Annotated in this window: 14 protein-coding genes; 6 read left to right on the top strand and 8 right to left on the bottom strand. The window is 70.8% G+C overall.

From position 1 onward, the window contains the following. The first annotated feature begins 6 nt into the window (after window positions 1-6). On the top strand, window positions 7-1,662 hold the full coding sequence (gene pgi, locus ACWCQ1_RS05835) for a glucose-6-phosphate isomerase (protein ID WP_451025931.1): 1,656 nt from the start codon (window positions 7-9) through the stop codon (window positions 1,660-1,662). Window positions 1,663-1,750: 88 nt separating this feature from the next. Here pgi and ACWCQ1_RS05830 read toward each other — a convergent pair whose 3' ends face one another. From ACWCQ1_RS05830 to ACWCQ1_RS05820, 3 genes are all read right to left on the bottom strand, one after another. Further along, entirely contained in the window at window positions 1,751-4,033 is a 2,283-nt protein-coding gene (locus ACWCQ1_RS05830) for an ABC transporter permease (RefSeq protein WP_451025930.1), read from the bottom strand. A 279-nt stretch (window positions 4,034-4,312) separates the two neighbouring features. Continuing rightward, window positions 4,313-5,062 (bottom strand): ABC transporter ATP-binding protein, encoded by a 750-nt coding sequence (locus ACWCQ1_RS05825; RefSeq protein ID WP_133042669.1) that lies wholly within the window; start codon window positions 5,060-5,062, stop codon window positions 4,313-4,315. Next, window positions 5,059-5,574 (bottom strand): PadR family transcriptional regulator, encoded by a 516-nt coding sequence (locus ACWCQ1_RS05820; protein ID WP_451025929.1) that lies wholly within the window; start codon window positions 5,572-5,574, stop codon window positions 5,059-5,061. The genes ACWCQ1_RS05825 and ACWCQ1_RS05820 overlap by 4 nt, the downstream gene beginning before the upstream one ends. Before the next feature lie 299 nt (window positions 5,575-5,873). On the opposite strand from ACWCQ1_RS05820, the gene ACWCQ1_RS05815 reads away from it, so the two are divergent. The 5 genes from ACWCQ1_RS05815 (at window position 5,874) to ACWCQ1_RS05795 (ending at window position 12,488) form a co-directional block, all read left to right on the top strand. Then, on the top strand, window positions 5,874-7,142 hold the full coding sequence (locus tag ACWCQ1_RS05815) for an ABC transporter substrate-binding protein (protein ID WP_358594846.1): 1,269 nt from the start codon (window positions 5,874-5,876) through the stop codon (window positions 7,140-7,142). A 149-nt stretch (window positions 7,143-7,291) separates the two neighbouring features. After that, complete coding sequence (locus ACWCQ1_RS05810) at window positions 7,292-8,902, top strand: glycoside hydrolase family 13 protein (RefSeq protein ID WP_207929721.1); 1,611 nt, start codon at window positions 7,292-7,294, stop codon at window positions 8,900-8,902. 56 nt (window positions 8,903-8,958) lie between these two features. Continuing rightward, a complete protein-coding gene (locus ACWCQ1_RS05805) occupies window positions 8,959-10,287 on the top strand; it encodes an ABC transporter substrate-binding protein (RefSeq protein ID WP_451025928.1) in 1,329 nt (442 codons plus the stop codon). A gap of 6 nt (window positions 10,288-10,293) precedes the next feature. After that, complete coding sequence (locus tag ACWCQ1_RS05800; protein ID WP_358594840.1) at window positions 10,294-11,652, top strand: carbohydrate ABC transporter permease; 1,359 nt, start codon at window positions 10,294-10,296, stop codon at window positions 11,650-11,652. After that, window positions 11,649-12,488, top strand: coding sequence for a carbohydrate ABC transporter permease (locus tag ACWCQ1_RS05795; RefSeq protein WP_358594837.1), 840 nt, complete (start codon window positions 11,649-11,651; stop codon window positions 12,486-12,488). Before ACWCQ1_RS05800 ends, ACWCQ1_RS05795 begins: the two co-directional genes overlap by 4 nt. 38 nt (window positions 12,489-12,526) lie before the next feature. Here the strand turns inward: ACWCQ1_RS05795 and pgl are convergent, their stop codons facing one another. From pgl to tkt, 5 genes are read right to left on the bottom strand one after another with little or no spacing between them, the layout of a single operon-like run. After that, window positions 12,527-13,309: a 6-phosphogluconolactonase gene (gene pgl, locus ACWCQ1_RS05790; protein ID WP_358594834.1), complete on the bottom strand. Its 783-nt coding sequence runs from the start codon at window positions 13,307-13,309 to the stop codon at window positions 12,527-12,529. After that, window positions 13,306-14,424, bottom strand: a complete 1,119-nt coding sequence (gene opcA / locus ACWCQ1_RS05785; RefSeq protein WP_133042662.1) for a glucose-6-phosphate dehydrogenase assembly protein OpcA — start codon at window positions 14,422-14,424, stop codon at window positions 13,306-13,308. The genes pgl and opcA overlap by 4 nt, the downstream gene beginning before the upstream one ends. Then, window positions 14,421-15,959 carry a glucose-6-phosphate dehydrogenase gene (gene zwf / locus ACWCQ1_RS05780; RefSeq protein WP_133042661.1) on the bottom strand — a complete coding sequence of 513 codons (1,539 nt, stop codon included), beginning with the start codon at window positions 15,957-15,959 and terminating at the stop codon, window positions 14,421-14,423. The genes opcA and zwf overlap by 4 nt, the downstream gene beginning before the upstream one ends. A gap of 4 nt (window positions 15,960-15,963) precedes the next feature. Next, window positions 15,964-17,082, bottom strand: a complete 1,119-nt coding sequence (gene tal / locus ACWCQ1_RS05775) for a transaldolase (protein WP_358594831.1) — start codon at window positions 17,080-17,082, stop codon at window positions 15,964-15,966. Between the two features lie 33 nt (window positions 17,083-17,115). Further along, window positions 17,116-19,221 carry a transketolase gene (tkt, locus tag ACWCQ1_RS05770; RefSeq protein ID WP_358594828.1) on the bottom strand — a complete coding sequence of 702 codons (2,106 nt, stop codon included), beginning with the start codon at window positions 19,219-19,221 and terminating at the stop codon, window positions 17,116-17,118. Between the last annotated feature and the right edge of the window lie 243 nt (window positions 19,222-19,464).

The raw sequence follows: 19,464 nt of genomic DNA, 5'->3' as shown, positions 1-19,464 counted from the left end.
TCGGACATGAACGCAGACGGCCGTACCAGGCTCAACCAGACGCCCGAGTGGACCGCGCTGGCCAAGCACCGCGAGGAGCTCGCCGACACGAGCCTGCGGGAGCTCTTCTCCGCCGACCCGGGCCGCGGCACCGGCTACACGCTGCAGGTGGGCGACCTGTACGTCGACTACTCCAAGCACCTGGTCACCGACGACACCCTGCGGCTGCTGCGCGAACTGGCCGCCGCCACCGACGTGTTCGGGCTGCGGGACGCCATGTTCCGCGGCGAGAGGATCAACGCCACGGAGAACCGCGCCGTGCTGCACACCGCCCTGCGCGCCGCGCGCGACGCGGTGATCGAGGTCGACGGCGAGAACGTGGTGCCCGGGGTGCACGCGGTCCTCGACAAGATGGCCGACTTCGCCGACCGCGTCCGCTCCGGCGCGTGGACCGGACACACCGGCAAGCGCATCAGGAACATCATCAACGTCGGCATCGGCGGCTCCGACCTCGGACCCGCGATGGCCTACGAGGTGCTGCGCAGCTACACCGACCGCGATCTCACGGTCCGCTTCGTGTCGAACGTCGACGGCGCCGACCTGCACGAGGCCACCCGCGACCTGGACGCGGCGGAGACGCTGTTCGTCATCGCCTCCAAGACCTTCACCACCATCGAGACGATCACCAACGCGACCTCGGCGCGCGCCTGGCTGCTGGATGAGCTGAAGGCCGGTCAGGAAGCCGTCGCCCGGCACTTCGTGGCCCTGTCGACCAACGCCGGCAAGGTCTCCGACTTCGGTATCGACACGGCCAACATGTTCGAGTTCTGGGACTGGGTCGGCGGACGGTACTCGTACGACTCGGCGATCGGCCTGTCCCTGATGATCGCGATCGGCCCGGACCGCTTCCGGGAGATGCTCGACGGCTTCCGGCTGGTCGACGAGCACTTCAGGACCGCGCCCGCCGAGTCCAATGTGCCGCTGCTGCTGGGGCTGTTGGGCATCTGGTACGGCAACTTCCACGGCGCCCAGTCGCACGCGGTGCTGCCCTACAGCCACTACCTCTCCAAGTTCACGGCGTATCTGCAGCAGCTGGACATGGAGTCCAACGGCAAGTACGTGGGCCGGGACGGGCAGGAGGTCGACTGGCAGACCGGGCCGGTGGTGTGGGGCACCCCGGGGACCAACGGGCAGCACGCGTACTACCAGTTGATCCATCAGGGCACGAAGCTGATCCCGGCGGACTTCATCGGGTTCGCCGAGCCCGTGGCCGAGCTGAGCGAGGGGCTGAAGGCGCAGCACGACCTGCTGATGGCCAACTTCTTCGCCCAGACACAGGCGTTGGCCTTCGGCAAGACCCCGGACGAGGTGCGGGCGGAGGGGGTGCCCGAGGAGCTGGTGGCGCACAAGACCTTCAAGGGCGACCACCCGACGACCACGATCCTCGCGCGCGAGCTGACGCCGTCCGTGGTCGGCCAGCTGATCGCGCTGTACGAGCACAAGGTGTTCGTGCAGGGCGCCGTGTGGAACATCGACTCCTTCGACCAGTGGGGCGTCGAGCTGGGCAAGGTGCTGGCCAAGCGGGTGGAGCCGGCGCTGACGGAGGGCGCCGAGGTGCCCGGCCTGGACGAGTCCAGCAAGGCGCTGGTGGCCAAGTACCGGGAGCTGCGCGGGCGGCGGTGAGGTGACCGGGTCGCGCCGCTCGCCCGTTGAGAGGTGCGTCCCATCCTTGCGGGGCGCCGTCAGGCTGGGCGTCCCGTGCCGGCCGCGTTCAGGCCACCGCCGTCAGGGTGTCCGCCAACCGGCGTCGGGCCGCGCGTGCCGCCGGCAGGGCTGCGAGCGCGGTCGCGCCCAGGACCGCTGCCGTGCCGAACAGCGCCAGCAGCAGTGGCGGCGGGTTCTGGGCGATGCCCGAGCCGATGCCGCTCGATCTGCCCTGGGCGTCGATCAGCCAGCGCGCGAGGGGTGCGCCCAGGGTCGTGCCGACGAGGACGGCGGCCAGGGCGGTGCAACCGGTGGCCGTGACGGTGATCGCGGTGATCTGGCGCGGGGACAGGCCGATGGCCTTGAGGGCGAGCAGATCGCGTTCGCTCTCGCGGACCATGCCGCCGATGGCGGTGAGCAGTTCGACGATCCCGATCAGGGCGAGGACGCCGATCAGTCCGACGACGACCGAGCGCAGCGGGGAGAGCCCCTCGGCCGGGTTGGTGACGGCGTGCACCTCCAGCTGTCCGTGCCCGGCGCCGGTCAGCCGGGCGGCGACCGTGTGCGGGTCGGCGCCGGGGCGCAGGCGCAGCTGGTAGACGCTCGGGGTCAGCCGCGGATCGTTCTCACGGAGGGTGTCGAGGGACGTGGAGATGACCCGGCCGGCGTTCTCCGGCTCGATGCTGCGGCCCACGATGTGCAGGATCTGCGGCTGGTCGCCGACGGTCATGCGCACCCAGTCGCCGACCCGGGTGTGCGTCAGGTCGAGCAGGCCCTGCCCGGCCACGGCCTCTTCACTGCCGCGCGGCAGGCGGCCCTCGGCGAGGGTGTTGGGGTACGGGTCCTGCCGGGTGCCGAGGCCGCGCAGGGCGATCGTCGCGGTCTGGTTGGCGACGAGCGCGGCCACCTCCACGCTGGGGTAGACGGCGGCGACCTGCGGATCCCGTGCCAGCAGCGCACGGGCGTCGTGCTCGTCGAGCCCCGGGTCCGTGTGCACGGACAGCGCGGCGGGCAGCCCGATCCGTTCGGGCCGGCTCTGGGCCCGGTCGATGGTGGTCCACGCGCTCATCGCCACGACCATCAGCAGCAGCGGCAGGGCCAGCCGGACGATGGTCGCCAGCGAGCGGACCCGGCGGGTGAACGCCGTGTGCCAGCCCAGGACCAGCGCGGGGGGCAGCCGTACGCCGAGCGCCCGCCGCGCCACCCCGGACAGACGTCCGCCGCGCGCCACCGCGGGACGGGGTACCGGTACGGGCGGGACCCGTCCCGCGCGCCAGGCCGCGAGGCCCGTCGTCGCGCCGATGAACAGGACCGCGCCGGCCGGGATCGCGAACAGAGCCAGTGTGTGGCCGGGCAGGCCCTGCCAGACGCCGACCGCGTCGCCGAGCCGGCCCGGGATGCGGCTGCCCAGGGCCTGCGTCAGCGCCGCCGCGCCCACGGCGCCGAGGAGGGCGTACACGATGTGCTGGAAGAGGAACACCCGGACGACCTGGGCGGGGGTGAAGCCGATCGCCTTGAGGACCGAGATGTCGCGGAGGTGGCCGCGGATACGCGTGGCGATCGCGCCGTGCACCGCGAGTCCGGCCGCGATCAGGGCGCCGAGGCCGAACAGGCCCAGTACCTGGCCGAGCAGCCGGTTGTCGCCCTGGGCCTCGGCGCGGGCCTGTTTCCAGGTGGAGATCTCGCCGATGGTGCCGGGGCCGAGTTCCGCGGCGGCGCGCAGGAGGATGTAGACCGTGTCCTCGGGGTTGGTCAGGCGCAGTCCGATGACCTGGCCGGTGGGGTGCGGTACGGCGGAGGGCAGGGCCCAGACCAGGCCGGGCTGTTCCCCTGGGCTGTAGCGGGGCTCCGCGCTGTCGGCCACGCCCAGGACGGTCACGGTCCGTGCCGTACCGGGCAGGGTCAGCCGGTCGCCGGGCGCGGCGAGCAGGGCGCGGGCGAGGTGGCTCTCCAGGACGACGCCGTCCGGGGTGCCGGGGTCGAGCCAGCGGCCGGCGGTGACCAGCGGGTTGCCGACCGTGGGGCGTTCAGGTGTCACGCGGAGCTCGACGGCGGCGCGGGTGCCGCGGGAGACGAGGGTGGTGGAGGCGGTGGGGTAGGGGCCGGCGACGGACTCGACGCCGTCCAGTCGCGCCAGCTCGCGCTCGTCGGCGGTGGGACTCGTGTGGATCCAGACGTGCGCGCCGTGTGCCTGGGTGAAGACGCGCTGCCAGGGGTTGGTGGCGTACCCGAAGAGGGCGGTCGCCAGCAACAGCGACACGACGATCCCGGCCGTGGCGAGCACGAGGAACAACGCCTCGCCCCGATGCGCCCGCAGATCGGAGTGCGCCCAGCGCAAAGTCGCCCACACGCAGATCAGCCCCTCACCCGGCACCGGGCGACCCACCGGCCGAGGCCGCAGCCGACCCGCGGGAACCGGGGGGCCTGGGCGCCGGTGGCGCTCGGGGACCATCGGGTAGGGGCACCGCTCGCGGGACCGCCAGCCGAGGCTCCCGTCGCCCCGTGGCCGTGGCCGTGGCCGTAGCCGTAGCCGCGGCCCGAGGCCGACCGCCGGGCGCGGTCGTAGGGGACTTGCCGGATGATCCGCCGGGGCACCGGCGGGTTCAAGGTGTCGTCGTGCGTTCGCATGTCAGTCCTTGAACTCCAGTACCCCGGAGATGCCGGCCCGGCGGGAGAGGGTGTCGTCCAGGTCCGCGTCGTCGGCTATGCGGCCGTCGAAGAAGCTGATCACCCGGTCCGCGGCGCTCGCCAGCCGGGCGTCATGGGTGACCAGCACGATCGTCTGGCCTCGGCCGTGGAAGCGGGACAGCAGCCGCATCACCTCGCGCGTGCCCTTGCTGTCGAGGCTGCCGGCGGGCTCGTCGGCGAGCAGCAGCGGAGGGTGGTTGACCAGGGCCCGGGCCAGCGCGACCCGCTGCTGCTCGCCGCCGGACAGCTCACCCGGCAGGCTCCGCTCCTTGCCGGCCAGACCCAGCTCGCCCAGCAGCTCCTCCCGCTCCGCGCGCGCCCGCTTCGGCGACACCCCGGCAAGCAGCGCCGGCAGCTCCACGTTGTCGGCGACGGACAGGTTCGAGACCAGGTTGAAGAACTGGAAGACGATCCCGATCCGCTTCCTGCGCTCCACCGCCCAGCGCGCCTCGCTCCACCCGTCCGCGCACTCGCCGTCCAGCCACACGCTGCCGGAGTCCGGGCGCTGCAGCCCGCCCAGCAGATGCAGCAGCGTCGACTTGCCGGCCCCGGACGGCCCGGTGACGGCCACGAACTCTCCCCGCCGCACCCGCAGGCCGACCCCGCGCACCGCATGCGCCGGGGCACCCTCGCCGTGATGCGTCTTGACCAGGCCCTCGGCACGCAGCACGGGAGCGGGACGCTCGCTCATTCCAGCTCCTCCAGCTCTTCCTGGCACCGCTCCAGCCAGTCGAGGTCGGCCTGCAGGTGCAGCATCGCGCCCTCGATCAGCAACTGGGCGATGCGGTTGTCCCGGTCTTCGGCGGCGGCCAGCTTCGACAGCTGCCGCATGGTGTTCAGATACTGTCGCCGCTGCTTGTTGATCAGCGCGATCTGGTCGGCGAGACCCGTCTGCGGGGCGAGCGCCAGTTTCATGAAGAACTCGTCCCGCACCCGGGGCTCGTCCTCGGGCTCCTCGAACCAGCCACGCAGCGCGGCCCGCCCGGTGTCGGTGAGGTGGTAGACCTTCTTGTTGGGCCGGCTGGACTGCTCGACGTCCTCGCCCTCGATCAGTCCCTGCTTCTCGAGGCGGCCGAGGGTCACGTAGACCTGGCCGACGTTCGGCTGAGGGTACGCGGAGCCCAGCAGTTGCTCAAGGTCCTGCTTCAGCTCGTAGCCATGGGCCGGACCGCGCGCGAGAAGTGCCAGGAGGGGCAGGCGCACGGGTGCTGTCCTCCTGTTCGCCTAATGTGGGCCAGACCCAGAGGGTCTGGCGTCATTCTCCCGCCTGCCCGGCGGGGTCTGGCACGCACGCTCGCCGCGTTGCCGTACCGTCCACGTGGCTCCGCCACGAGGACGCTCCGGCGCCTTGCGATCGCACGCACCAGACCCCGCCGGGCCCGCCCTTAGGGCGGACGACGGGAGAATGACGCCAGACCCTAGTATCGCCCATACCTAACAGGTATACATGGCCTCTGACTCCGGGCAAGGGTGCCCGGTGCCGGGTGTGCAAGGAGGAACCTATGCGGTGGATACATGCCGCCGGTAGGGGCCTTCTCGTTCTCGTCGTGATCTTGACGGGGTACGTCACCTCGGGCGCCCGTGCCCAGGACGGCTCCGGTGGCGGTCGCGGGCCGCTCACCCTCGCCACCGCCGGCGACCTGACCCACTATCTCGGCCCCCTCCTCCAGGGCTGGAACCGCACCCACCCCGGCGAGAAGGTCACCCTCGTCGAACTCCCCGACTCCGCCGACGAGACCCACGCGCAGATGGCGACGGACCTGCGCGACGGCGACCGCAGCCGCTTCGACGTCCTCAACATCGACGTGAACTGGACCTCGGAGTTCGCGGCCGCGGGCTGGATACGCCCCCTGCCACGCGACCGCTTCCCCCTGGGGGCCTTCCTCGATCCGGTCACCGACACCGCGACCTACGAGGGACGTCTGTACGCCGTCCCGTACGTCACCAACGCCGGCCTGCTCCTCTATCGCAAGGACGTCCTTGCCAAGGAGGGCGTCCCGCCCCCGCGCACCTGGGCCGAGCTGGAGCACGACGCGAGGACGATCGCACCGAAGTACGGACTCGGCGGCTACGCAGGGCAGTTCCTGCCGTACGAGGGCCTGACCGTCAACGCGGCCGAGGCCGTCTACTCGGCGGGCGGCACCATCCTCGGCGACGAGGGAGCCCGCGTCACCGTCGACTCGGCGGCGACCGAGGGCATCGGGTTCCTGGCGCGCGGGGTGCGCGAGGGCTGGATACCGAAGGCGGCGCTGACGTACAAGGAGGAGGAGTCCAAACAGGCGTTCCAGGACGGCAAGCTGCTCTTCCTGCGCAACTGGCCCTACGCCTACGTCCTCGCCTCGGCCAAGGGCTCCCCGGTCGCCGGGAAGATCGGCGCCGTGCCGTTGCCCGGGCCGCACGGTCCGGGTACCAGCGTCCTCGGCGGTTCCAACCTCGCCGTCAACGCCCATGCCCGGCACCCCGATTCGGCCGCGCGTCTGATCGCGTACCTCACGAGTGCGCCGGTCCAGCGCCAGGTCCTCACGCGCGGCGCGCTGCCGCCCGTCCGTGCCGCGCTGTACGAGGATCCCGGTCTGATCCGGCGCTTCCCGTATCTCCCCACCCTGCGCGAGAGCGTGATCAACGCGAAGCCGCGCCCCAAGAGCCCGCGGTACGACCAGGTCAGCCTGGTCGTCCAGGCGGTCGTGCACGACGCGATGACCGGGCACGAGACGCCCGCGGCGGCGGCGCGCCGTCTGGCCCGGGAGCTGTCCGCGATCCCCGGTCGCTAGTTCCTGGTTCCTAGTTACTTGTTAAGTAACGCGACGGTCTCTCTTCGGTTCGCCTTGCCCGGTTAAGTCCGGATTTGGAGTGCCAACCAGCCAGTAGTTTCTGCTCCCTTCATTGACACCCTCTCGACACGTCTACTTAACATGCATGCATGCTGAGTAAGTACCGCTGGTGGCGGGACGCGGTGATCTATCAGGTGTACGTCCGCAGCTTCCTGGACAGCACCGGCGACGGCGTCGGCGATCTCGCCGGGGTCAGGGCGGGGCTGCCGTACCTGAAGAAGCTGGGTGTCGACGGGATCTGGCTGAGCCCCTTCTATCCGTCCCCGCAGCACGACCACGGCTACGACGTGGCCGACTACTGCGACGTCGACCCGCTCTTCGGCGACCTCGCCGAGTTCGACCTGCTGATGGCGGCCGCCCGGCGGCTCGGGGTCAAGGTGCTCCTCGACATCGTGCCCAACCACTGCTCCAGCGAGCACCCGTGGTTCCAGGAGGCGCTGGCGGCCGAGCCCGGCAGCCCGGCCCGCGCCCGCTTCCACTTCGCCGACGGACGCGGCCCCGCAGGCAGCGAGCCGCCCAACAACTGGCACTCCATGTTCGGCGGCCCCGCCTGGACCAGGGTCGGCGACGGCCAGTGGTACCTGCACATGTTCGCGCCCGAGCAGCCCGACTGGAACTGGCGCAACCCCGAGGTCGGCGCCGAGTTCGACCGGGTGCTGCGCTTCTGGCTGGACCGGGGCATCGACGGCTTCCGCATCGACGTGGCCGCCGGTCTCTACAAGCACCCCGACCTGCCCGACTCCGACGACCCCGAGGCCGACGCCCGCACCCGCGACTCGGTCAACCCGCTCGCCTGGAACCAGCCCGAGGTGCACGACGTGTGGCGGCGCTGGCGGGCCACCTGCGAGGAGTACACCGCCCGCGACGGCCGGGAGCGGCTGCTGGTCGGCGAGGTGTCCGTCCCGACCGCCCGCGAACACGCCCGGTACGTCCGCCCCGACGAGCTCCACCAGGCCTTCTTCTTCGACCTGCTGAGCGCCCCCTGGAACGCCGACGCCTTCCGCAAGGTCATCTCGGAGGCCATGCAGGACATCGCCGGCACCGGTTCCACGGTCACCTGGGTCCTCAACAACCACGACCAGGTCCGCACGGTGACGCGATACGGCGAACCGGCCACCGGGGGCAGCGGCCTCGGTGCCGCCCGCGCCCGCGCCGCCGCGCTGCTGATGCTGGCCCTGCCCGGGGCCGCGTACATCTACCAGGGCGAGGAGCTCGGTCTGCCCGAGGTCGTCGACCTGCCCGACGACGTCCTCACCGACCCGATCTTCCGGCGCACGGGAAGCCGCGCCCGGATCCGCGACGGCTGCCGGGTCCCGCTGCCCTGGTCCGGACAGGCCTCGCCCTTCGGCTTCACCTCCGGCGCCGAGAGCGCGCGGCCCTGGCTGCCGCAGCCGGAGTACTTCGCCGAGTACGCCACCGACCGAGCCCTCGCCGACACCCGCTCCTTCTGGCACCTGTACCGCGACGGCCTCCAACTGCGCGCCGCCCTGCCCCAGTTGGGCGAGGGCACACTCCGCTGGCTGGACACCCCGCCCGGCGTCCTCGGCTTCGTCCGCGGTGACGGCCTGGTCTGCGCCGTCAACTTCGGTACGGCGCCCACCCCTTCGCCGGTCTCCGGCACCCCTCTGCTGTCCAGCGGCCCGTGCCCGGCCGGGGTGCTCCCCGGCTCCACGGCCGCCTGGTGGATCAGCGACCTCTGATCCCCTGTCCCTTCCCCATCTCCCGTCATTCCCCATCCCTGAAAGGGACATCAACGATGATGCGACGACGCACGACCCTGCTCACGAGCTGCACCGCCCTCACCCTCGCCCTGGGCGCGACCGCCTGCGGAGGCGGCGGCCCGGTCACCGCGGGCGGCGGTGACAAGGCGCTCGGCGGACAGACGGTCACCGTGGCCGGTGTCTGGACCGGCAGCGAGCAGAAGAACTTCCAGAAGGTGCTGGACGCGTTCAGCGCGAAGACCGGCGCCAAGACCGAGTTCGTCTCCACCGGGGACAACGTCTCCACGGTCGTCGGCAGCAAGATCGAGGGCGGCAACGCCCCCGACGTGGTGATGGTCCCCCAGGTAGGCGTGTTGCAGCAGTTCGCGAAGAAGGGCTGGCTCACCCCGCTGTCGGCCACCACCGAGAAGGCGGTGGACGCCGGTTACGCACCCGTCTGGAAGAAGTACGGCAGCGTCGACGGCCGCCTCTACGGCCTCTACTTCAAGGCCGCCCACAAGTCGACGGTCTGGTACAGCCCCGACGCCCTCGACCAGGCCGGCGTCAAGCCGCCGAAGACGTACGACGAGATGCTGAAGGCCGGCCACACCGTCTCCGACTCCGGGCTCGCCGCCTTCTCCGTCGCCGGTGAGGACGGCTGGACCCTCACCGACTGGTTCGAGAACATCTACCTGTCCCAGGCGGGCCCCGAGAAGTACGACGCCCTCGCCGCCCACAAGCTGAAGTGGACCGACGCCTCGGTGGTCAGGGCGCTCGGCACGCTCGTCAAGCTGTTCAAGGACCGGCAGCTGATCGCGGGCGGCCCGAAGGAGGCCCTCAACACCGACTTCCCGGGATCGGTGGAGAAGGTGTTCGGCCCCAAGCCCGAGGCGGGCATGGTCTACGAGGGCGACTTCGTCGCCGGGGTGGCCCACGACCAGTTCGGCAAGACCATCGGCCAGGACGCCGACTTCTTCCCCTTCCCGGCGGTCGACGGCGGTGCGGCACCCGTCGTCAGCGGCGGGGACGCGGCGGTGGTCCTGAAGGACGGCAAGAACGCCAAGGCCGGGATGAAGCTCCTCGAGTACCTGGCGACCCCGGAGGCGGCCGCCGTGTGGGCGAAGGCGGGCGGCTTCCTGTCCCCGAACAAGGAACTCGACCTCGGCGCCTACGGCGACGACGTCACCCGGGCCACCGCCAAGTCCCTCGTCGGTGCCGGTGACTCGGTCCGCTTCGACATGTCCGACCAGGCACCGGCCGCGTTCGGCGGCACCAAGGGCGCCGGCGAGTGGAAGCTGCTCCAGGACTTCCTGCGCGACCCGTCCGACCCGAAGGGCACCGCGGCGAAGCTGGAGACCGCTGCGGCCAAGGCGTACCAGGGCTGACGCGCGATGACAGCGACCTTGGTGAAAGAGACAAGTCCGCCCGGAGCGGGGCTCGTCGAGCGCGCCCGGCGCTCCCGGCGGCGGGCCCGGATCGTCGCCCTGCTGTTCGTCTTCCCGGCGCTGCTCCTGCTGGGCGCGCTGGTGGTCTACCCGGTGCTGTTCTCGATCGGCCGCAGCTTCTTCGACGCGTCCGGCACCCGGTTCGTGGGCGGCGAGAACTACACCGAGATGTTCCGCGACCCGGCGACCCTCAAGGCCATCCGCAACACGGCGATCTGGGTCGTGGTCGCGCCGGCACTGCTGACCGGCCTCGGTCTGATCCTCGCCGTGCTGGTGGAGAAGGTGCGCTGGGCGACGGCCTTCAAGCTGCTGCTGTTCATGCCGATGGCGGTGTCCTTCCTGGCCGCCGGGATCATCTTCCGGCTCGCCTACGACGAGGACCCGCACAAGGGCGTGCTGAACGCGGCCGTGGTCGGGGTGCACGACGCCTTCAAGGGCACGTCGCAGTACCCGACCGCGCGGGCCCGTACCGGGTTCGGTCTGGCGAAGGAGGGGGACGGCTCGTACCGCACCAACGCCGGTGTCCAGCCGGGGAGTTCGGTGGCCCTGGGCCTGGTAGGTGTCGCGCCGAAGGACCTGCCGAAGGCGGCCCGGCCCGCCTACCCTGCCGCACAGCGCAAGGCGGCGGCCGACGAGGTGCGCGGGGTCGTCTACCTGGACTTCACGCCGGGCGGGGGAGGAGCGCAGGGGAAGGTCGACCGGCGGGAGAGCGGGCTGCCCGAGATGCGGGTCGAGGCGGTGCGGGACGGCAGGACGGTCGCCGACGCGACGACCGCGGCGGACGGCTCCTTCCGCTTCACCGGTCTCGAGCCGGGCTCGTACACGGTGAAGTTGCCGGCCTCGAACTTCGCGCAGCCCTACCAGGGCGTCTCCTGGCTCGGCCCCGCGCTCGTCACGCCCGCGATCATCGGGGCGTACGTGTGGATCTGGACCGGCTTCGCGATGGTGCTGATCGGGGCGGGGCTCTCCACCCTTCCCCGGGACGCGCTGGAGGCGGCGCGGATGGACGGGGCCAACGAGTGGCAGATTTTCCGCCGCATCACGGTCCCGCTCCTCGCCCCCGTGCTGACCGTGGTCTTCGTGACGCTCCTGATCAACGTGATGAAGGTCTTCGACCTCGTCTACATCATCGCGCCCGGGGACGTGCAGGAGGACGCGACCGTGCTCGCCACACAGATGTGGCTGGTGTCCTTCGGCGGCGGCAACAACCAGGGCCTGGGCAGCGCGCTGGGCGTCCTGCTCCTGCTGCTGGTCGTCCCCGCCATGGTCTTCAACGTCCGCCGTTTCCGAGGGAGTCAGCGATGAAGGCGATACGACGGGGCCTGAGCAGTGGTCTGGTGCAGGCCTTCCTCGTCCTGATCGGCCTGGTGTGGCTGACACCGCTCGCGGGACTGTTCATGTCCTCGCTGCGGTCGTCCGAGGACTCCGCGAGCAGCGGCTGGTGGACCACGTTCACCAGCCCCGGCCAACTGTCCTTCGACAACTACTCGGCGCTGCTGAAGAACGCGGGCATCACACAGGCCTTCTGGAACACGGTGCTGATCTCGGTGCCGGCGACGACCCTGGTCGTCGTCCTCGCCGCGCTGGCCGGATACGCCTTCGCCTGGCTGGACTTCCCCGGACGCGAGGCCGTCTTCCTGCTCGTGGTGGCCCTGTTGGTGGTGCCGGTGCAGATCGGCCTGCTGCCCGTCGCCAAACTCTTCGGAGAACTGGGCCTGTTCGGCACCATCCCGGGTGTCGTCCTCTTCCACGTGGCGTACGGACTGCCCTTCGCCGTCTTCCTCCTGCGCAACTACTTCGCCGAGATGCCGAAGGAGATGCTGGAGGCGGCACGGATGGACGGCGGCAGCGAATGGCGCATCTTCACCCGGCTGGTGCTGCCCGTCGGGCGCCCCGCGATCGCCTCGCTGGCCATCTTCCAGTTCCTGTGGGTGTGGAACGACATGCTGGTCGCCCTGCTGTTCGCGGACCCCTCGTCACAGCCGCTGACCGTGGAACTCCAGTCCCAGATACGGCAGTTCGGCAGCAACATCGACGTCCTGGCACCGGGCGCGTTCGTGTCCCTGGTGGTCCCGCTGGTGGTGTTCTTCGCCTTCCAGCGGCACTTCGTGCAGGGCGTGATGGCCGGGTCGGTGAAATGAGCCGGTGGGGGCTCCCCAAGGGAACCCCCACCGCACGCTCACGGCGAGGCCGGTGGGTACAGGGAGCGGGGCAGCTGGGAGGCCGCCGCCGCGTCCAGCAGCCACAGGGTGCGCCGGCGGCCCTGGGCGCCCGCCGCCGGGGCCTGGATCTCGCCCGCGCCGGAGAGGGCGATCGCCGCCGCCTCCGCCTTGTCCTCGCCCGCCGCCAGCAGCCACACCTCGGCGGCCGAGCGGATGGCGGGGAGGGTCAGCGTGACCCGGGTCGGCGGCGGCTTCGGGGCGCCGTGGACACCGACCACCGTGCGCTCCGTCTCCCGGACCGCGGGCAGCTCCGGGAAGAGCGACGCCACATGGGTGTCCGGGCCCACGCCCAGCATCAGGACGTCGAAGGTGGGGACCGACCCATGGTTCTCCGGGCCGGCCGCACGCGCCAGTTCCTCGGCGTACCCCTCCGCCGCCGCTTCCACGTCCGCTCCGTACGGACCGTCCGATGCGGGCATGGCGTGCACGCGCTTCGGGTCCAGCGGGACCGCGTCGAGCAGGGCCTCGCGGGCCTGGGTGACGTTGCGCTCCGGGTCGCCCTCGGGCAGGAAGCGCTCGTCTCCCCACCACAGGTCCAGCCGGCCCCAGTCGATCGCGTCCCGGGCCGGAGCCGCGGCCAGCGCCGCCAGCAGGCCGTTGCCGTTGCGGCCGCCCGTGAGGACCACGGACGCGAAGCCCCGGGAGGCCTGCGCGTCCACGATCTTCGTGATCAGACGGGCCGCCGCGGCCTGCGCCATCAGTTCCTTGTCGCGGTGCACGACCAGCTGCGGAGTGCTCACTTCGCCGCCGCCTTCTTGGACTCCTGCTTCACCGGTTCCCGCGCCGCCGCTTCCTTCGCGGGAGCTTTCGCAGCGTCCTCGACAGGCGTTTCGACGGCGACGGGCTCGTCCCCGGAGGGCTGTCCTGAAGTGACCGGATCTCCTTTGGCGACCGGTTCTCCTTTGGGAGCGGGTTCCTGGAAGGAGGCGCCGTCGTTCAGCTTCTCGACGCCGAACCGCAGCGCCGAGGCGTACGTGTCGTCCGGGTCCAGCCGCCGCAGCTCCTCCGCGATCAGCTCGGCCGTCTCACGCCGCTTCAGCGCCACCGCACGGTCCGGCTGGCCCTCGATGGAGAGGGTCGCCAGGGAACCGTCCGCGCGGTCCAGGGTGATCGGGCCGCAGTCCGTGTGCATCCGGACCGCCGTCAGACCGGGGCCCGACGACAGCGACCGCTTCACCGGCACGTCCAGCCGGTCCGCCAGCCACATCGCCAGCAGCTCGCAGCTCGGGTTGAACTCCTCGCCCTCCACCTCGACGGCCTCCACCTGGCAGGTGACCTGGTCGAGAGCGGCCGCCAGCATCGAACGCCAGGGCGTGATCCGGGTCCAGGAGAGGTCGGTGTCGCCGGGGGTGTAGGTGTCGGCGCGGGCGGTGAGTTCCCGTACCGGCTGCTCGGCGGCGTAGGTGTCCGTGACCCGGCGCTGGGCGAGGGCGCCCAGCGGGTCGTTCGCCGGGTCGAGCGGGGCGTTGACCGGCCACCAGACGACGACGGGCGCGTCCGGCAGCAGCAGCGGCAGGACGACCGACTGCGCGTGGTCCGCGATCTCGCCGTACAGACGCAGCACCACCGTCTCGCCCGTCCCCGCGTCCGCGCCCACCCGGACCTCCGCGTCCAGGCGGGACGACGTACGGTCGCGGGGCGAGCGGGAGACCCGCTTGATGACGACGAGCGTGCGCGAGGGGTGCTCGCGCGAGGCGTCGTTCGCCGCCTTCAGAGCGTCGTAGGCGTTCTCCTCGTCCGTCACGATGACCAGCGTGAGCACCATGCCGACGGCCGGCGTACCGATGGCCCGCCGGCCCTGCACCAGCGCCTTGTTGATCTTGCTGGCCGTGGTGTCCGTGAGGTCTATCTTCATGGCCGGCGCCAGCTCCGTCCCTCTCGTGCGAGCATTTCGTCCGCCTCGACGGGCCCCCAGGTACCGGCCGGGTACTGGGCGGGCCTGCCGTTGGCGTCCCAGTACTGCTCGATCGGGTCGAGGATCTTCCAGGACAGCTCGACCTCCTCGGTGCGCGGGAAGAGGTTCGAGTCGCCCAGCAGGACGTCCAGGATCAGACGCTCGTACGCCTCGGGGGAGGACTCGGTGAAGGACTCGCCGTAGGCGAAGTCCATCGACACGTCCCGGATCTCCATCGACGTGCCGGGCACCTTGGAGCCGAAGCGGACCGTCACGCCCTCGTCCGGCTGGACGCGGATGACGATCGCGTTCTTGCCCAGCTCCTCCGTCGCCGTGTGGTCGAAGGGGGAGTGCGGGGCCCGCTGGAAGACGACCGCGATCTCGGTGACGCGCCGGCCCAGACGCTTGCCGGTGCGCAGGTAGAACGGGACGCCCGCCCAGCGGCGGTTGTCCACCTCCACCTTGATGGCCGCGTAGGTGTCGGTCTTGGAGTTGGGGTCGATGCCCTCCTCCTGGAGGTACCCGACCGCCTTCTCGCCGCCCTGCCAGCCCGCCGCGTACTGACCGCGCACGGTGTCCCGGCCCAGGTCCCTCGGCAGCCGGACGGCCCCGAGCACCTTGGTCTTCTCCGCGGCCAGCGCGTCCGCGTCGAAGGAGGCGGGCTCCTCCATGGCCGTCAGGGCCATGAGCTGCAGGAGGTGGTTCTGGATGACGTCACGGGCGGCGCCGATGCCGTCGTAGTAGCCGGCGCGGCCGCCGATGCCGATGTCCTCGGCCATGGTGATCTGCACATGGTCCACGAAGGACCGGTTCCAGATCGGCTCGAACATCGTGTTGGCGAAGCGCAGCGCCAGGATGTTCTGGACGGTCTCCTTGCCCAGGTAGTGGTCGATGCGGAAGACCTGGTCCGGGGCGAAGACCTCGTGGACGACCTTGTTGAGCTCCTCGGCCGACTTCAGGTCGTGGCCGAAGGGCTTCTCGATGACCGCGCGGCGCCACGAGCCGCCGGTCTGGTCCGCCAGCCCGTGCTTCTTCAGCTGCTGGATGACCACGGGGAAGGAGCGCGGCGGCACCGACAGGTAGAAGGCGAAGTTGCCGCCCGTGCCCTGGGCCTTGTCCAGCTCCTCGATGGTGCCGCGCAGCCGCTCGAAGGCCTCGTCGTCGTCGAAGGTGCCCTGGACGAAGCGCATCCCCTGGATGAGCTGCTGCCAGACCTCCTCACGGAACGGTGTGCGGGCGTGCTCCTTGACGGCGTCGTGGACCTCCTGGGCGAAGTCCTCGTTCTGCCATTCGCGGCGGGCGAAGCCCACCAGCGAGAAACCCGGCGGCAGCAGACCCCGGTTGGCGAGGTCGTACACGGCGGGCATCAGCTTCTTGCGGGAGAGGTCGCCGGTGACGCCGAAGATGACCAGGCCCGACGGCCCCGCGATACGCGGGAGCCGTCGGTCGGCGGGGTCACGAAGCGGGTTCGCTCCGGATCCGGAAAGAGGAGCCAAGGTCTCAGCCCTCCGCGGGGGCGAGGCGCTCCAGCTCCGCCTCGGTCGACTTGAGCAGGTCGTTCCAGGACGCCTCGAACTTCTCGACGCCCTCGTCCTCCAGCAGCTGCACCACCTCGTCGTACGAGATGCCGAGCTTCTCGAGCGCGTCGAGGTCGGCGCGGGCCTGCTCGTAGGTGCCGGCGATGGTGTTGCCGGTGATCGAGCCGCCCTCCTCGGTGGCGTGCAGCGTGGCCTCCGGCATGGTGTTCACCGTGTTCGGCGCCACCAGGTCGTCGACGTAGAGGGTCGGCTTGTACGCCGGGTCCTTCACGCCGGTGGAGGCCCACAGCGGACGCTGCTTGCGTGCGCCCGCGTTCTCCAGCCTGCTCCAGCGGTCGGAGGAGAAGACCTCCTCGTACGCCTGGTAGGCGAGCCGGGCGTTGGCGACGGCGGCCTTGCCGCGCAGCGCCTTGGCCTCGTCGGTGCCGATGCCGTCGAGCCGCTTGTCGACCTCGGTGTCCACGCGGGACACGAAGAAGGACGCCACGGAGTGGATCTTCGACAGGTCCAGGCCCCGCTCCTTGGCCTTCTCCAGGCCGGTGAGGTAGGCGTCCATGACCTTGCGGTAGCGCTCCAGCGAGAAGATCAGCGTGACGTTGACGCTGATGCCCAGGCCGATGGTCTCGGAGATCGCCGGCAGACCCGCCTCGGTGGCCGGGATCTTGATGAGGGTGTTGGGCCGGTCGACCAGCCAGGCGAGCTGCTTGGCCTCGGCGACGGTGGCCTTGGTGTTGTGGGCCAGGCGCGGGTCGACCTCGATCGACACACGGCCGTCCTGGCCGTCGGTGGCGTCGAAGACCGGGCGCAGGATGTCGGCGGCGTCGCGGACGTCCGCCGTGGTGATCATGCGGATGGCCTCTTCGACGGTGACCTTGCGGGCGGCGAGGTCCGACAGCTGCTGGTCGTAGCCGTCGCCCTCGGAGATCGCCTTCTGGAAGATCGTCGGGTTGGTGGTGACGCCCACGACGTGCTGCTGGTCGATCAGCTCGGCGAGATTGCCGGACGTGATCCGCTTGCGCGACAGGTCGTCCAGCCAGATCGCGACGCCCTCCTCGGAGAGGCGCTTGAGTGCGTCTGTCATGGAATTACATCTCCTACGTGTCGTATACGGGCGTCAGCGCTGGGCGGCCGCGAGCCCCGAAACAAATTCGAGCGAGTCCCGGGCCTTGGCGGCCACGTTCTCGGCAGTGAAGCCGAACTCGCGGAAGAGGACCTTGCCGTCCGCGGAAGCACCGAAGTGCTCCAGGGAAACGATGTGGCCGGCGTCCCCGACGTACTTGTGCCAGGTGAGTCCGATACCGGCCTCGACCGCGACCCGCGCCTTCACCTGCGGCGGCAGGACGCTGTCCCGGTACCCCTGGTCCTGCTCCTCGAACCACTCCACCGACGGCATGGACACGACCCGCGTCGGGACCCCGTCCGCCTGCAGCTGCTCGCGCGCCTCGACGGCGACGTGCACCTCGGAACCGGTGGCGATCAGGATGACCTGAGCGTCGCCGCCTTCGGCCTCGAACAGGACGTAACCGCCCTTCGCCGCGTCGTCGTTGGGCTCGTACGTCGGCACGCCCTGCCGGGTCAGCGCGAGGCCGTGCGGGGCGCCCTTGCCGTAGACCTTGGTGTAGCGGCGCAGGATCTCGCGCCAGGCGATGGCGGTCTCGTTGGCGTCGGCCGGGCGGACCACGTTCAGGCCCGGGATGGCGCGCAGCGAGGCGAGGTGCTCGATCGGCTGGTGGGTGGGGCCGTCCTCGCCCAGGCCGATGGAGTCGTGCGTCCACACGTACGTCACCGGCAGGTGCATCAGCGCCGACAGGCGTACGGCGTTGCGCATGTAGTCGGAGAAGACGAGGAACGTACCGCCGTAGACACGGGTGTTGCCGTGCAGGGTGATGCCGTTCAGCTCCGCGGCCATGGAGTGCTCGCGGATGCCGAAGTGGATGGTGCGGCCGTACGGGTCCGCCTCCGGCAGCGGGTTGTCCGCCGGGAGGAAGGACGACGTCTTGTCGATCGTCGTGTTGTTGGAGCCGGCCAGGTCGGCGGAGCCGCCCCACAGTTCGGGGATGACGGCGCCGAGCGCCTGCAGCACCTTGCCGGAGGCCGCGCGCGTGGCGACGCCTTTGCCCGTCTCGAAGACCGGGATCTTCTCCTCCCAGCCGGCGGGCAGTTCACCCTTGCTGACGCGGTCGAACTCGGCCGCGCGCTCCGGGTTGTTCTCCCGCCACTGCTGGAAGGACTTCTCCCACTCGGCCTTCGCCTCGCGGCCGCGGTCCAGTGCCTGACGGGTGTGCTTGAGGACCTCGTCGGAGACGTCGAAGCTCTTCTCCGGGTCGAAGCCGAGGACGCGCTTGGTGGCGGCCACCTCGTCGTCGCCGAGCGCCGAGCCGTGGGCAGCCTCGGTGTTCTGCGCGTTCGGGGCGGGCCAGGCGATGATCGAGCGCATCGCGATGAAGGACGGCTTGTCCGTCACCTTCTTCGCGGCCTCGATCGCGTTGTAGATCGCGTGCGGGTCGATGTCGCCGTCCGGCTTGGGGGCCACCCGCTGCACGTGCCAGCCGTAGGCCTCGTAGCGCTTGACGGTGTCCTCGGAGACGGCCGTCTCGGTGTCGCCCTCGATCGAGATGTGGTTGTCGTCCCACAGCAGGATCAGGTTGCCGAGCTTCTGGTGGCCGGCCATCGAGGAGGCCTCGGCGGAGATGCCCTCCTGGAGACAGCCGTCACCGGCGATCGCGAAGATGAAGTGGTCGAACGGGGACTCGCCCTGCGGGGCCTCGGGGTCGAACAGACCGCGCTCGTACCGGGCGGCCATGGCCATGCCCACGGCGTTGGCGACACCCTGGCCCAGCGGGCCGGTCGTCGTCTCGACGCCCTTGGTGTGGCCGTACTCCGGGTGGCCGGGGGTCTTCGAACCCCAGGTGCGGAAGGCCTTGAGGTCGTCCAGCTCCAGGCCGAAGCCGGCCAGGTAGAGCTGTGTGTAGAGGGTCAGGGACGAGTGGCCGGCGGACAGCACGAAGCGGTCGCGGGCCACCCAGTCCGGGTCGGCCGGGTCATGCCGCATCACCTTCTGGAAGAGGGTGTAGGCGGCGGGCGCCAGACTCATGGCCGTACCCGGATGGCCGTTGCCGACCTTCTGTACGGCGTCGGCGGCGAGGACACGGGCGGTGTCGACGGCCCGCTGGTCCAACTCGGTCCACTCGAGGTCTGTGGTGGTCGGCTTGGTGCTCACCCTGGGTCAGGGCTCCTCTCCACATGTTCGAACGCCGGTGCACTGGACGCCCACCGGCCGCTGTCGAGCCTACCCCCGGAACAAGCGCGTTTTTTCGAGTCATTCCAGACTGCCCGGCCCGCGAGGGATCCGCCTCCCGACTGCGGTGATGCGTGTTCGGCAAGTGAATACGCAGCCGCTCATCTGACTGCTCAATCCAGCTTCCGTCGCCGCTGCCGGAGGGCCCCCGCCAACACGACCCCA

Source organism: Streptomyces sp. NPDC002144, from assembly GCF_053593695.1.
This window is presented reverse-complemented; position numbering and strand designations above follow the sequence as displayed.

Bases quoted from the DNA above. Each gene is read 5' to 3' on its own strand.
- pgi (WP_451025931.1), top strand. From the start codon at position 7: ATGAACGCAGACGGCCGTACCAGGCTCAACCAGACGCCCGAGTGGACC.
- ACWCQ1_RS05825 (WP_133042669.1), bottom strand. From the start codon at position 5,062: ATGAGCGAGCGTCCCGCTCCCGTGCTGCGTGCCGAGGGCCTGGTCAAG.
- ACWCQ1_RS05815 (WP_358594846.1), top strand. From the start codon at position 5,874: ATGCGGTGGATACATGCCGCCGGTAGGGGCCTTCTCGTTCTCGTCGTG.
- ACWCQ1_RS05810 (WP_207929721.1), top strand. From the start codon at position 7,292: ATGCTGAGTAAGTACCGCTGGTGGCGGGACGCGGTGATCTATCAGGTG.
- ACWCQ1_RS05805 (WP_451025928.1), top strand. From the start codon at position 8,959: ATGATGCGACGACGCACGACCCTGCTCACGAGCTGCACCGCCCTCACC.
- ACWCQ1_RS05800 (WP_358594840.1), top strand. From the start codon at position 10,294: ATGACAGCGACCTTGGTGAAAGAGACAAGTCCGCCCGGAGCGGGGCTC.
- ACWCQ1_RS05795 (WP_358594837.1), top strand. From the start codon at position 11,649: ATGAAGGCGATACGACGGGGCCTGAGCAGTGGTCTGGTGCAGGCCTTC.
- opcA (WP_133042662.1), bottom strand. From the start codon at position 14,424: ATGAAGATAGACCTCACGGACACCACGGCCAGCAAGATCAACAAGGCG.
- tal (WP_358594831.1), bottom strand. From the start codon at position 17,082: ATGACAGACGCACTCAAGCGCCTCTCCGAGGAGGGCGTCGCGATCTGG.